This window comes from Sphingobium sp. AP49 (assembly GCF_000281715.2).
In the GTDB taxonomy this organism is placed as follows: Bacteria; Pseudomonadota; Alphaproteobacteria; order Sphingomonadales; family Sphingomonadaceae; genus Sphingobium.
On the sequence record NZ_CP124576.1, the window covers coordinates 3,790,565 to 3,804,686 of the forward strand.

10 protein-coding genes are annotated in these 14,122 nt (G+C 64.3%); 8 read left to right on the top strand and 2 right to left on the bottom strand.

Annotated features, from left to right (window positions below; genetic code table 11):
• The 3 genes from PMI04_RS18085 to PMI04_RS18095 are packed head-to-tail and all read left to right on the top strand — an operon-like array spanning nucleotide 1 to nucleotide 3,878.
• Nucleotides 1–1,494, top strand: a complete 1,494-nt coding sequence (locus PMI04_RS18085) for a porin (RefSeq protein ID WP_007705038.1) — start codon at nucleotides 1–3, stop codon at nucleotides 1,492–1,494.
• A 34-nt stretch (nucleotides 1,495–1,528) separates the two neighbouring features.
• Nucleotides 1,529–2,830 carry a CitMHS family transporter gene (locus PMI04_RS18090; protein ID WP_007705035.1) on the top strand — a complete coding sequence of 434 codons (1,302 nt, stop codon included), beginning with the start codon at nucleotides 1,529–1,531 and terminating at the stop codon, nucleotides 2,828–2,830.
• 4 nt (nucleotides 2,831–2,834) lie between these two features.
• Complete coding sequence (locus PMI04_RS18095; RefSeq protein WP_007705033.1) at nucleotides 2,835–3,878, top strand: AbrB family transcriptional regulator; 1,044 nt, start codon at nucleotides 2,835–2,837, stop codon at nucleotides 3,876–3,878.
• Nucleotides 3,879–3,899: 21 nt separating this feature from the next.
• On the opposite strand, the gene PMI04_RS18100 is transcribed toward PMI04_RS18095, so the two are convergent.
• Nucleotides 3,900–4,553 (bottom strand): YjbE family putative metal transport protein, encoded by a 654-nt coding sequence (locus tag PMI04_RS18100; protein ID WP_007705030.1) that lies wholly within the window; start codon nucleotides 4,551–4,553, stop codon nucleotides 3,900–3,902.
• 481 nt (nucleotides 4,554–5,034) lie between these two features.
• On the opposite strand from PMI04_RS18100, the gene PMI04_RS18105 reads away from it, so the two are divergent.
• The 5 genes from PMI04_RS18105 to PMI04_RS18125 all read left to right on the top strand — a co-directional run bounded on the left by PMI04_RS18105 (nucleotide 5,035) and on the right by PMI04_RS18125 (nucleotide 11,268).
• Nucleotides 5,035–5,979 (top strand): PAS domain-containing protein, encoded by a 945-nt coding sequence (locus PMI04_RS18105; protein WP_162129634.1) that lies wholly within the window; start codon nucleotides 5,035–5,037, stop codon nucleotides 5,977–5,979.
• A gap of 227 nt (nucleotides 5,980–6,206) precedes the next feature.
• Nucleotides 6,207–6,347 carry a hypothetical protein gene (locus PMI04_RS18110; protein ID WP_007705026.1) on the top strand — a complete coding sequence of 47 codons (141 nt, stop codon included), beginning with the start codon at nucleotides 6,207–6,209 and terminating at the stop codon, nucleotides 6,345–6,347.
• A gap of 84 nt (nucleotides 6,348–6,431) precedes the next feature.
• Entirely contained in the window at nucleotides 6,432–7,670 is a 1,239-nt protein-coding gene (locus tag PMI04_RS18115; protein WP_007705024.1) for an HlyD family efflux transporter periplasmic adaptor subunit, read from the top strand.
• Nucleotides 7,667–9,865 (top strand): peptidase domain-containing ABC transporter, encoded by a 2,199-nt coding sequence (locus PMI04_RS18120; protein WP_007705021.1) that lies wholly within the window; start codon nucleotides 7,667–7,669, stop codon nucleotides 9,863–9,865. The genes PMI04_RS18115 and PMI04_RS18120 overlap by 4 nt, the downstream gene beginning before the upstream one ends.
• On the top strand, nucleotides 9,865–11,268 hold the full coding sequence (locus PMI04_RS18125; protein ID WP_007705018.1) for an efflux transporter outer membrane subunit: 1,404 nt from the start codon (nucleotides 9,865–9,867) through the stop codon (nucleotides 11,266–11,268). Before PMI04_RS18120 ends, PMI04_RS18125 begins: the two co-directional genes overlap by 1 nt.
• 103 nt (nucleotides 11,269–11,371) lie before the next feature.
• Here the strand turns inward: PMI04_RS18125 and PMI04_RS18130 are convergent, their stop codons facing one another.
• On the bottom strand, nucleotides 11,372–14,065 hold the full coding sequence (locus tag PMI04_RS18130; RefSeq protein WP_007705013.1) for a TonB-dependent receptor: 2,694 nt from the start codon (nucleotides 14,063–14,065) through the stop codon (nucleotides 11,372–11,374).
• Nucleotides 14,066–14,122: the final 57 nt, after the last annotated feature.

A 14,122-nucleotide genomic window follows, 5' to 3' on the forward strand; every position in this document is an offset into this window, starting at 1 on the left:
ATGTCCCACCTGATGTTGCGCAGCGGTTGCGCCGCGCTGGCGTTGATCATTGCCACCCCCGCGCTTGCCCAGACGCCCAGTCCCGACGAACTGGCCGCACTGGTCAAGGCCCAGGCCGTGGAGATCGCCACGCTCAAGGCCCGGCTCGACAAGCTGGAGGGCCAACAGGTCGCCGCACAGGCGGCAACGCAACAGGCGGCAACGCAGCAGCCTGCGCCGCAGATGGCGCAGCAGGACGCCACCCAGCCGCTGGTGATCACCCCCTTCGCGCCGCAGATCGTGCCGCCCGGCCCCGCTGACCTCGACGTGGCACAGGCCCGTGCGGTCGCCGCCAACCCGGCCGGGGTCACCACCGAATGGGGGGCGGGCCTGCCTGTCTTCCGTTCGGCCGACGGCGTCTTCACCTACAAGCCGCGTGGCCGCATCCTGGTCGATGTCAGCTCGACCATGGGCTCGAAATATAATGGCCGCAACACCACCACGACCGGCATGCGTGCGCTGCGCCTGGGTCTGGAAGGCGGCGTCGGCCCACATTTCTTCTACCAGTTTGAAAGCGATTTTTCGGAGAATGAGGTCGACATCGTCACCGCTTTTCTGGGCTATCGCAACAAGATCAGCAGCAAGATCGACTATGATGTGCGCGCCGGCCACCTGTTCAACGACCGTTCGTTCGAGGGCAGCACCGGATCTGATTCGACGCCCTTCCTGGAACGTACCGTGGTCGCGACAGCGATCATCCCGCAGCGCGGCTTCTATGGCATCGGCATCATGGGCCGCATGTTCGGACCCAATTGGCACGCCTCGCTCAGCGTGACCGGCGACCGGGTCGATGGCGACCAGACCACCAATGACAGCCGCACGCTGATGGCGCGCGCGCACTGGAACCCGATCAAGACCGATCGATCGCTGCTGCATGTCGGCGGCTGGTTCTTCGACGAGGCACTCTCTTCCGCCGCGACCACGCTGACCCGCAGCACCGTGATCGGTGGTCGCTTCAACGGCGCGGTGCGCGTGACGACCGGCGAACTGCTCGGCGGCAAGTCGGACACCGGCTATGGCGTCGAGTTGGGCGGCTATACCGGCGGCCTGTGGGTGATGGGCGAGGCCGGGCAGCGGATCGCACGGCTCGACGGCGGCCGCTCTGACTTCAAGAGCAAGGCGTGGAGCCTATCAACCGGCCTGTTCCTGACGGGTGAATTGCCGCCCTATAACCCCCGCCTCGGCAGTTTTGGCCAACCCAATGTACTCGACCCCGTTCTGGACGGCGGATCCGGCGCGATCGAACTCACCGCCCGCTACGAGAATCTCGATTATACCGACCTGCTGCTGGGTGGCGAAGGTTGGGCCGCGACGCTGGGCGTCAACTGGTACCTCAACAGCTTCACCCGCATCCAGCTGAACGGCATCCAGTGGCACAGCGACAATCGTACCGGCGCCTATACCGGCAGCGACGATGGCCAGACCATCAGCGCCCGTGTCGGCGTGACATTCTAATCTCTCAACCACCATCTCCTTCAAGGACGCAGCGATGAACCTTGCCCTGCTCGGCTTCCTGATGGTCGCCACCTTCATGACGCTGATCATGACCAAAAAGATGACACCGCTGGTCGCGCTGATCGTCATCCCTTCGCTGTTCGGCGTGATCGCCGGCCAGGCCGCCGGCCTTGGCGACATGATGATCGATGGCATCAAGAATCTGGCGCCCACCGGCGTCATGCTATTGTTTGCCATCCTCTTCTTCTCGACCATGACCGACACCGGCCTGTTCGATCCATTGGTCGGCCGCCTGGTGAAGCTGGTGCATGGCGATCCGCTGCTGATCCTCTTGGGAACGGTCGTGCTCTGCGCGGTCGTCAGCCTCGACGGCGACGGATCGACCACCTACATCATCACCATCGCCGCGCTGCTCCCCCTCTATAAAAGGTTCGACATGAACCGGCTCTATCTCGTCTGCCTGCTGATGGTGACGAGCGGGATCATGAACCTCACCCCCTGGGGCGGCCCCACCGCCCGCGCCGCCAGCGCGCTGAAGCTGGACCCGGCCACCCTTTTCCTGCCGCTCATCCCCGGCATGATCGGCGGCCTTGCCTTCCTGCTCGGCCTCGCCTTCTGGTTCGGCATCAAGGAACGCCGCCGCCTGGGCAAGGTCCATGCCCACCAGTCCGCCGCCCCGTCGGACCTGGGCGTGTCGCAATATCCCGAAGCCCGCCGGCCGCATCTGCGCTGGTTCAACGGCCTGCTGGTGGTAGCGCTGCTGGTGCTGTTGGTCTGGGGTGTGCTGCCGCTGTCGGTGCTGATGATGATCGCCTTCGCCATCGCCATGATCGTCAACTATCCCGGCGTCGCCCAGCAGAAGGAACGGATCGCTGCCCATGCCGGCAATGTCCTTGCCGTCGTGTCGCTGATCTTCGCGGCCGGCATCTTCACCGGTATCCTGGGCGGCACCGGCATGGTCGAGGCGATGAGCAAGGAAGTCGTCGGCGTCATCCCGCCCGCGCTTGGCCCCTATATGGCGCCGATCACCGCCCTGCTCTCCATGCCCTTCACCTTCTTCCTCTCCAACGACGCCTTCTATTTCGGCATGCTGCCGATCCTGGCCGAAGCCGGCGCCCATTATGGCGTCGAACCGATGGCGATCGCTCGTGCCTCGCTGATGGGCCAGCCGGTCCATCTGCTCAGCCCCCTGGTCCCCTCCACCTATCTGCTGGTCAGCCTGGCGGGCGTGGACCTGGCCGATCACCAGCGCTTCACCCTGTTGCCCGCCGCCGCCGTTGGCATCGTCATGACCCTGGTCGGCATGATCGCCCTGGCCTTCCCCTTTGTCGCCTAGGGGATTGGACACGCTCCTCCGCTTCCTGTCGGCGCTTGCCGTCGGGGCGGCCGGCGGCGCGCTTTTCTGGTCGATCCATGCGCCACTGCCCTGGGTGCTCGGATCGATGGCGGCCTGCGCGGTCGCCAGCGTCGCCGGTTTGCCGATCCAGGCCTCCGCCGCCACCCGCCGCCCGATGGCGGCGGTGATCGGCGTGGTGCTGGGCAGTAGCTTCGGCCCGCACCTCCTGCCGCAGGTGCGCGAATGGATCGTCCCGCTCGCCGCCCTGCCCTTCTTCCTCGCCACCGCCGCGCTGCTGTGCGTCACCTATTTCCGCAGGATTGCGAAATTCGATCCGGCCACCGCCTATTTCGCCGGCATGCCCGGCGGCATTGCCGAGATGGTGGTGATGGGGGCCGAACGCGGTGCTGACGAACGCGCCATCGGCCTGATCCACGGCGCGCGCATCTTCCTCGTCGTCTTCATCCTGCCCTTCCTGATCCGGCTCGATCATGTGCCGGTCGCGGCCAGCCGGATCGCCCCCGTGACGGGCGATATAGCCAGTTGGTCATTGCTCTTCTGGGGCCTGGGTTGCGCGGCGATCGGGCTCTTGATCGGCCGCCTGTTGCGCCTGCCGGCCTGGCATCTGGTCGGGCCACTCGCGGTCAGCGCGGCGGTGCATATGAGCGGGCTGGCCGATTTCCGCATTCCCGGCTGGGCGCTGGCGGCGGCACAGGTGGGGCTGGGCGCAACGATCGGCTGCCGCTTCGTCGGGCTGAGCCTGAAGGAATTGCTGCGCACGTTGGCGCTGGCGGCGGGATCGACAGCCATTTTGCTGGCCGTCACCTTCGCCTGGGCGGCGGGGATCGGCACGCTCGCCGGGGTCGATCCGGTGCTGCTGACGCTCGCCTATTCGCCGGGCGGCCTAGCGGAAATGAGCATGGTCGCGCTCAGCCTGGCGCTGGAGCCGGGCGTCGTCATCATCCACCATCTGACCCGCGTGATCCTGGTTCTGATCGGCGCGCCGATCGGCTTTGCCTCCATGGGACGGAAAGGCGGGGCCGACTGACCGGCCCCGCACTTCTTCGTTTTAGAACAGGGTGATAAGACCCGTCGCCGGGTCGATCGCGCCTTCATAGATCATCTTGGCGGCGACATAGAGGATCACGACGAGACCGAAATAGGCGATCGCACGATAGCGTTCGATCACGCGGGCCAACAGGTTCGCCGCCACGCCCATCAGCGCGACCGACAGGACAAGCCCGATCACCAGGATGCCGGGATGCGCGCGCGCCGCACCGGCCACCGCCAGCACATTGTCCAGGCTCATGCTGACATCGGCGATCGCGACCGCCCAGGCGGCCTGGGCGAAACCCTTGGGCGCGGCCTTGCCCGACATATGCTCGGCATTTTCAGGGTGGCCGTGCGCGCGCAGTTCGCGCCACATCTTCCAGGCGACCCAGACCAGCAGCAAGCCACCGGCAAAGACCAGGCCGACCAGTTGCATCAATTGTGTCACCAGCAGCGCGAAGGCGATGCGCAGCACCAGCGCCGCGATCACACCGATCGCGATCACCTTGCGGCGAGATGCAGGCGGCAGGCCGGCCGCCAGGGCGCCGACGACGATCGCATTGTCCGCCGCCAGCATGATGTCGATCAGCACGACCTGGCCAAAGGCGGCCAGCGCGGATGGAGAGCCGAGATTGGAGAAATCGGCGACTATGTGTGTCCAGATATCGTTCATAAATCCTCTCGCCGTCCCGCAAGGCAACGAGGTGAGAACATCACCGTCGCAGCGAGCAGCCTATTGGGTGTGAATTGGGCCGTCGCCGATTAGACCAGCAGCCTGTCATCAACCTTTCAGCACGCCTCCTCCGGACCGACGGCCGTGACCAGGGCTGACACGGTCCATAGGCCAGAAAATATGTAGAACACACGCCCCTTCGGATGCGTGCGGCGTGACAAAACGGGCGCAAACGATACTGGCAATATTCCGACCGCCCTATTCAATCACTTGATAAATTTGAATAATTATATTTCGATAAGCATCATCATTGCGCTCTGCCGCTAGGAAGCGCGTGCGACGGAAGAGGTGCGCAAATCTTGTAAAATGGCCGATTGCCCCATTTCATTCTTAATCGGACATTGTGCTTAATATCGGTCGGGCTGAAGATATGCCGTACCGGCCGAACCGATCGGCATGGCGGCGAGCAGAAGGAATGGCCGTGCCCGACGCCAATACCGATCGCGTATCCGCCGCCGAAATGGTGCGCCATTTCTCGTCCATCCGGAAGCGGGCAGCGCAGGCGCCCGTCTACATCACCCATCATGGCCGTGACACCCATGTCCTGTGTCCAGCACATCATTTCCATGCCCTTCACGATCTGGGGGGACAGGCCGAGCAATCCATCCTGCCGCTCGATGCACTACAATTGTCGGCCTGGATCGACCAGGGCATGATCCTGTTCGACCAGGATGGCATGGTGACCCATGCCAATGGCGCATTGCTGGCCATGATGCCGCACGATCCCAATGGCATGATCGGTACGCCGCTATTCACGGCTCTGCCAGAACTGTCGGGCAGCCTGGCGGAACCCTATGTGCGTCGTGCGATGCGGCATGCCGAACTGGCCTTGTTCGACATGCGCTCGCCCTTTCTGCCCGACCGTTGGCTACAATGCCGGATCGCACCGGTCGGCCGGCAGATCGTGTTGTTGATCCGCGATGTCACGCGCGACATGGATGCCCTGCGCCAGGGAGAGCAGCAGGATGAACTCATGCGGGCGATCGAGGCCAGCGGCCAGGTCGGCTATGTCCGACTGACGGCACGCGGCTATGTGCAGAGCGTCAACGACGCCTTTGCCGCGCTGATCGGCATGGCGGAACGACAGATGATCGACATGCATTTCTGTCGCCTGACTGAACCCAATGCGCGTATCGCACTCAGCGACGAATTGGAAATCGTGCTTGGCCAGGGAAAGGATCGCGCCGTGCGCGCCCGGTTGCTGCACGGGGAAGGTCGCTTGCTCGACGTCCAGATGGGCATGACCTGCATCCGCAGCGCCTATGGCCATGATGGGGCTGCCGTCATTGTCAGTCCCGCAGTCCATGTGCAGCAACCGACCGGCTTCACCGACAACATGAATGGGCACAATCTGCGAATCGCATAAGGTCAGTCAAATTATGTATTATTAGGTACGATAATACATATTACCGACATACTATTGCAGTTCGCTTCACCAAGGCACTAATTCCAATTACATTCTGTCTCCATCAAAGACACATAGCGCCATCGCTGCATATTGGTGAAATTTTTCTCACGCCATATCCATGTCGAGCCGCCTTCCTGTTCCACTCGGATGAAGGCCGGCATCGAGCAAATGAGAAAGGAACTGATATGCGTACTCTCGAAACGAAAGAGGTTGCCCAGGTTTCCGGTGGTCTTCTGGGCCTGAAGCTCAATGTCCTGAACCTCGTCAAGATCAGCGCTCGCGTCGATCTGGACGACAAGAAGGATCGTCGCGGCCGCTACTGCTAAGGCCCCGCCGCCCCGACCCGGACGGGGTGGCACCCGCAGCCGCCCCGTCCCTTTTCCGCCCGCTCTCGTCGCACAGGATCGACCATGCTGTTCCGCTCGGAAGTCGCCGACCAGAAACGCCTGCGATCGCTGGGCCGGACCGTCCCGCTCTACGCCTCGGAAACCCTGCCGGTCCTGACGCTCCTCCTCCTGGTGGTCGGTGCCATCGCCTTGTGGCTGGCGACCGGAAGCTATGCCCGGACCGAGATCGTGTCAGGCTGGGTCGTTCCTGCCGGCCCGACGGCCCGCATCCTGCCGGCGCAGACGGGCGTGTTGACCAGTCTGTCGGTCCATGAGGGGCAAAGCGTGCGGCGGGGCCAACGGCTCGCTACGGTCGAAATCCAGTCCGCCAACGATGCCAGCAATGATCCAGGGGGCCAGTCACTTTCGATCATGCAGCGACAGCGCGCTCGGCTGCTGGAGCAGCAACGCTTGTCGAAGCAGGCCAGTGCACAGGACAGGCAGCGCCTGAACGGAACAGTCGCACAGATGCGCATCCGCCTTGCCGCCATGGACAAGCAGATCGCCATTCAGGGCAAGCGCGTCGGATCGGCGCACGACAGCTTCCGCATTCTGAGCGATGCCAACCAGCGCAACTATATCTCGCGCATCGACTTTGAAGGCCAGCGGCGCCTCTATCTGGACGAACAGGCCCGGCTGCAGTCGCTGATCGCCGATCGCGCAGCGTTGCGCACCCAGTTCGAGGAAGCGCAGGTCCAGGCACTGCAACTGCCGATCGAGCTGGATCGTCGCATGGCCGAACTGGACGGCAGCGCCATGGTATTGGAACAGCAACAGATCGAAATCGAGAAGGGTCGGACCCAAGCCCTGACGGCTCCGATCAGCGGCACCGTCGCCGCGTTGCAACCCCGCGTTGGACAGTCCGTAACTCCTCGTATCCCCGTCCTCTACATTCTGGGCGAAGCGGCCCATCTGGAGGTCGAGCTCTATGCGCCCAGCCGCGCAATCGGCTTCGCGCATGTCGGCCAGGAAGTGCGCCTGATGTACGATGCTTTCCCCTATCAGCAGTTCGGCAGTTTCAGGGGCGTGGTCACGGCGATCGCCCGCAGCGCGCTGGCGCCCGACGAGATCGAAGGGCCGATCAAGCTGGACGAGCCAGCCTATCGCATTCGCGTTCGGCTCGACCGCCAGCGGATCGCCGCGTTCGGGGAGCAATATCCGATCCAGCCGGGAATGACCTTGCGCGCCAATGTCATCCTGGAACGACAGAGTTTCTTTGACTGGCTGCTGGAACCGATCAACGCGGTGAGGCGCCGGACATGAGCGCACAAGATACCGCCACGCCCCCCTTTGGCACGGGCATGAACCTGCTCAATTTCCGTAATCGCCCGATGCTCCCCCTGATCCGCCAGTCGGAAGCGGCCGAATGCGGGCTCGCTTGCCTGGCCATGATTGCCGCCTTCCACGGCCACCGCACGACGCTCAGCCATTTGCGGCGACGCTTCCCGGTATCGCTGCGCGGCCTGACGCTGGCGCAGTTGATGGAAATGGCCGAAGCGATCGGCCTTTCGGCGCGCGCGCTGCGCGGTGAGATGGCCGAACTGCCCGACGTTCGCCTGCCCGCCATATTGCATTGGGATCTCAACCATTTCGTCGTGCTCAAGGCAATTCGGCGCGGCCTGTCGGGCGTGCGCTATATCGTCCATGATCCCGCACGCGGCGCGGTGACGCTCGACATGGCGGAAATGTCTGCCCACTGGACCGGCGTGGTGCTCGAACTCGAGCCTACCGCGCAACTGACGAAGGTCAGTCATGGCGTGCGACTGCGCTTGTCCCGGCTGGGTATCAATCTTGTCGGGTTCAAGGGCGCCCTGGCGCAGGCCCTGCTCCTGTCGATGCTGCTCCAGCTTTTCGCCTTCCTCGCCCCCTTTTATCTGCAGCTTGCGATCGACAAGGCCGTACCGGCCTTCGACACGGCCTTTCTGGGCGCGCTCGCAGGCGGCTTTGCCGGGCTTGCCCTGCTCGGCCTGATCACACGCGCCCTGCGCGAGTTCATACTGCTCAAGCTGTCAAGTGCCGTGGGCTTCTCCATGGTCACCGACCTGTTCCGGCATTTGCTGAAACTGCCGGTCGCCTTCTTCGAGCGCCGCCATACCGGTGATGTGCTGAGCCGGTTCGATTCCACCGAACCGATCACCGACCTGATGAGCCATGGGCTGGTGGGGAGCGTGATCGACGGCTCGATGGCGCTGTTGACCCTCGCTTTCATGTATTTTTATTCCCCGCTGCTCGCCAGCGTGGCGCTCGCGACGCTGTGCCTCTTCGCGGTGATACGCGCCATCACCCTGCGCCAGCTGCACCGCATCACGATCGATGTCATCGCCGCCAAGGCGGAGGAAAGCAGCACGATGATCGAGACGGTGCGCGGCATCGCCACCATCAAGCTGTTCGGGCGGCAGGCGGACCGGCTGCGCCTGTGGCAGAATCGCCGGGCCGACACGATCAATGCCGACATCCGCCTCAACCGCATGCAGATCGGCTTCACCCTGCTCAGCGAAGGCCTGACCCGGCTGGAGCAGATATTGTTCGTCTTCCTGGCTGTCGCCATGGTGATCCGCAACGAGTTCACCATCGGCATGGTCTTCGCCTTCCAGGCCTACAAGTCGCAATTCATGGATGCCGGGCTGCGCTTCGTGGACATGATGAGCCAGTTGAAACTGCTCGACAGCCATGTCGATCGTATCGCCGACATTGCGCTGGAAGCGCCGGAACCGGCGCGCGGGATGACGGCGCGCACGGGCAAGCCGCCCTTTCGCGGCCGGATCGTCCTGGAGGGGCTACGCTTCGCCTATGGCCATGATGATCCCGAAGTGCTGCGGGGCGTCGACCTCGTCATCGAACCGGGCGAATCCCTTGCCATCACCGGCGCATCGGGCAGTGGGAAGTCGACCCTCGCCAAGCTGCTCCTGGGCTTTTATCCCCCATCAGCAGGCCGCATCCTGATCGACGGCGAACCGATGACGCAACTGGGCATCGACAATTTCCGTCGGCATGTCGGCGCGGTGCTGCAGGACGATGTGCTCTATGCCGGCAGCATCGCGGAAAATATCGCCTTCTTCGATCCGCAGCCAGACCTCAACCTCGTCCTCTATTGTGCCCAGCTCGCCTGTGTCCACGATGATATCGCCGCCTTGCCGATGGGCTATGACAGCCTGGTCGGCGACATGGGGTCTTCGCTGTCGGGTGGACAGAAGCAGCGCATCTTCCTGGCGCGCGCCTTGTATCAGCGTCCCCGCATCCTGCTGCTCGACGAAGGCACGGCCAATCTCGACGCCCTTTGCGAAGCGGCGGTCAACCGCAACCTGGCCGACCTGCTGATCACCCGCATCATGATCGCGCACCGGCCCGAAACCATTCGCAGCGCGCGCCGCGTCGTGCATATGACGGATGGACGGATTATCGATCCTGCCGCGGCAAACGATCGGCCACGCCATGGAAATGAAGGACCGGGCGAGTAATGCTCCCGGGTTCGACCAGGGTGGCGACGCTGCCTGCGGCGATCCTCGCCATCGCATCGCCCGCAGTCGCGCAGCCATCCTCTGCAAACCCGCCGATGCTGGCGGCGCAGCGACTCCCCCTGACCTATGCCGACATGCAGCCGTCTGATGGCGCGGCGCCACCGACTGACCTGGCGCGCTGGTGGCAGCGCTTCGACGATCCGGCCGTCACCGCTTTGGCCGAACAGGTCATCATCGCCAACCAGGACATTGCGCAGGCCGCCGCCCGGTTGACCCAGGCCCGCGCCCGCAGCCGGGGCGCTGCCGCAGCCCGGCTGCCGACGCTGGGCGTCACGCTCGACGCATCGCGCGCGGTCGCTCGCCCCAATGGTCTGACGGGTTCGCCTAACAGCTTTGTCGGCGCGGTCGCATTGGGCTGGGATCCCGACCTGTTCGGCGGCCTGGCGGACGGCGCCCGCGGGGCCAGGGCCGACCTGGCGGCGGCGGGCTATGATCTGGCGTCGGTCCAGCGCGCCGTCGTGGCGGAGGCGATCAATGCCCTCATCAGCTATCGCGGCCTGCAACAGCGCATCACCAATGTCCGCAAGGCGCTCGCCACTCAGAGGGAGATATTGGCGGTCATCGAACATCGCCAGCGCAGCGGCATCGCCACCGCCGTCGATGTCGAACAGGCGCGGTTGCAATTGCTTCAGGTCGAGGCGCTGGTGCCCCAACTGGAAAATGCCCGGGACCAGAATGCCAATCGGATTGCCATGCTGACCAATGAAGCGCCTGGCCTGCACCCGACATGGCTCGACGCCCGGGTGGCCATCCCGACTGCACCCGGGGCATCGCTGGGCGTACCCGCCGACCTTCTGCGCCGTCGGCCCGACGTTATGGCGGCGGAACAACGCCTGCTGGCGGCTGGTGCCGGCATCGGCGTCGCCCGCGCAACATTGCTGCCCAGCCTGTCGCTTGGCGGCCTGCTGACCGGGGGGGCGACATCGCTGGCCAGCATCGCCGATGGCCTGATCGCATCGGTGATCGGTCGGATCAGCCAGACCCTGTTCGATGGCGGCCGCAACCGGGCCATCCTCGCGGAGCGCAAGGGCGCCACCCAAGAGGCGCTTGCCGCCTATCGTACCGCGATCCTAACGGCGGTGGAGGATGTCGAAAATGCCCGCGCGGCCTTGCGGGCCAGCCAGGGGCGGGTCCGCATCGGCGAGGAGGCAGAGCGGGTCGCACAGAATAATGCGCGGCTGACCCGTGGCCAATATGATATCGGCCTGGTCGACTTCTTCATCCTGCTGGACGCGGAACAGCAATTGCTCGACCAGCGCGACGATCTTGCCGTTGCCCGCGTCGATCAGGCAACGGCAACGCTGCAACTGGCCGTCGCGCTGGGTGGCGGCTGGGCCGGCTAAAACCCCACCCTTCCCCTGGACGACGAACCGCCTCGGCGCGAAAAAGGGAAAAAGGCGAGCACCCGTGGGGCGCCCGCCTTTCCTGCCAACAATCCGGACGGGATCAGAAGCGGACCTTCGCCCCCATCGTCATGTAGCGGCCGATCGTGTCGTAATGGATCGCGCCATAGGTGGTCAGCGGCGGATCGCGATCGAACAGGTTGTTGACGTTGGCGAACAGGGTGAACTTGTCGATATTCACCTGAGCGCCAAGGTCGACATAGACGCGCGCGGCGATGTCGTTGTTGGCGATGTCCAGCGCGTGGTTGAACTTGCCGCCGCCGACATAGCGGACGCGGGCGTCGACCGAGACGTCCTGGCTGCTGTAGTTGATCGACCCGGTGGCGCGCCAGTGCGGCGTGCCGAAGCTGACATTGTCGCCCACGTCACCGGCGCGGTCGACGCTGGTCATGCCGTCGTTGATCAGCACCTTGTCGACATAGGTGGCGAGGCCCCGGAAACGCATCGTGCCGCCCAGGCCGCCGCTCACCTTGCTCAGCGGCAGGGTGTAGCTGGCCTCGATATCCACGCCGGCGGTCTTGTATTCGGCCAGGTTGATATAGGTGGTATAGATGGTGGTCGGCGCACCCGCACTATCACGCACGATCTGGCTGCAGAGGTCGGTATTGCCGTTGGCGCAACCGCTGATGACGTCCTGAGCGCCCAGCGAGGTGATCGCGTCCTTGAGCTTGATGTTGTAATAGTCGACCGACAGGTTGAAGCCCGGCAGGAAGGTCGGCGTGAAAACCGCGCCGGCGGTCAGCGTGCTGCCGATTTCGGGCTTCAGGTTCGCATTGCCGCCGCCATAGCGCGTGATCGAATAGGTGCTGCCATTTTCCGCGACCGTGGTGAAGCTGGTCGTGGTGGTGGTGTAGAGTTCCGCCAGGCTGCCCGAGCGGATGTCACGCGAACGCGACACGCGCAGCAGCAGATTGTCGAAGATGCGGTCGGTCACACCCAGCTTCCACGACCAGATGCCACCGCTGGTGCTGTAGCGGCTGTAGCGGGCCGCGCCGTTGACATCGAGCTTGCTGAACGGCTGGTCGAGCAGCGGGATGGCGACTTCGCCGAACGCTTCCTGGACGTTGAACCCGCCGTCGAGCGGCGAGAAGTTGAAGCGGCTGAAGCCCTTGGCCGCCGAGGTGGCGTCGAGGCTGTTGGTGACCTGTTCTTCCCAGCGGGCTTCCGCACCGAAGGCGACCGAAACCGGGCCGGCCCAGGTGGAGAAGGGATCGCCGCGCAGGCTGGCGCCGGCGCTGTCGAGCTTGGTCGTGTAGACGACGCGGGCGACATTGCCGAACACATAGTCGATCGCGGCCTGGCTGGCAGTGCCGGTGCCCAGGATGTTGAGCGGCGAACAGCCGGAATTGGCGTTGGTCAGAGTGACGCGGCAGACGATGTTGCCGCTCGAATCCGTCACCGCGTCGAGCGCGTTGGTCAGGTTCGTGCCGGTGATCTGGTTGTCATAGCTCTGCATGTTGCGGTTTTCGCCATGGCTGTAATAAGCCGAATAGCGCCACTTGCCGTCCGCGAAGCTGCCGTCGACGCCGATCGCGCCTTCCACATTCTGGCGATAATAGCCGAAGGTGCGATAGCCATAATCCTCGAACACGCGGCCGACCTTCACGCTGGTCTCGCCGGCGGCGGCGAGCTGGCTCTGGATCGTATCCGACAGATAGGGATTGGTCGCCGACAGCGTGTAGGTGCCGCTTTCCGCATAGAAGGGATATTTGGCCCAGATGCGGCTGTAGCTGCCGTCCGCCCAGAAGGTGGCGTCGCCCACTTCAAAGCTGGCGCGGGCATAGCTGTTGACGCGCTGATAGGGGTTGGTCAGCGCATATTCGTCGTTGGTGGCCACGCCTTCGCCGCCGACCATGGTCGTGCCGCTGATCTGGCTGCCATATTGGAAGGCCCGCAGCGTGCCGTCGCTGTTGAAGGTCTGGCCCTTGAGCGAACCCGCGTTGATAAGGCCACCCAGGCTGGTGTTGGACGCGTTGACGTCGCGCACCAGGATATAGTCATGATCGCCCGTGGTCGGCGAGAAGAGGTTGGCGCTGCCGACATTCTTGCGCGAGTTGCGGTCGAGAATGCCCTCGTCATTCTGATATTCGGCGCCGATCATGAAGTGGCCGCGGCCATCGGCGAAATGGGTGCCGAAAGTGCCGTCGAAGCTGTAGCGATAGCCGTCGCCGCGCGACGACACGCCATTCTGCGCGCCGATGGTCAGGCCTTCCAGATCATCGTCGAGCATGATGTTGACGACGCCGCCGATCGCGCCCGAGCCCCAGGCTGCGCTCGCGCCGCCGGTGACGATCTCGACCCGCTTCACCAGGCCCTGCGGCACGGTGTTGAGGTCCGACGAGCCGGTGAAGCGGCGGTTGTTGAGCAGGGTCAGGGTGCGGGTGACGCCCAGGCCGCGAAGGTCCATCGCCGACGAGGAGGAGTTGGTGTTGGCGACGGTGCTGGCCGGCGACTGGGTCGCACGGAACTGCGGCAGATCGTTCAGCACCTGTGCGATGCTGGGGCGGGCGCCCTGGCGCAGTTCGCTTTCGCCCACGACGGTGGTCGGGGTCGGCGCGTCGAAGCCCTTGCGGTCGATGCGCGAACCGGTGACGACGATCGAACCGGCGTCATCGTCGGCGGCAGGCGTGCTGTCCTGTGCCATGGCGAGCTGCGCCGTGGCGAGCGACAGGACCAGGGCGGCCCCGGCGCTGCCCGCCATCAGCAGGCGGCGAAATCCAGTGTCTTCAATACGCATTTCCAATAGTCCCCTTTTGCTCTTGCTTTGTTGTGGCCGCGACCCGAGCGGCTCTTG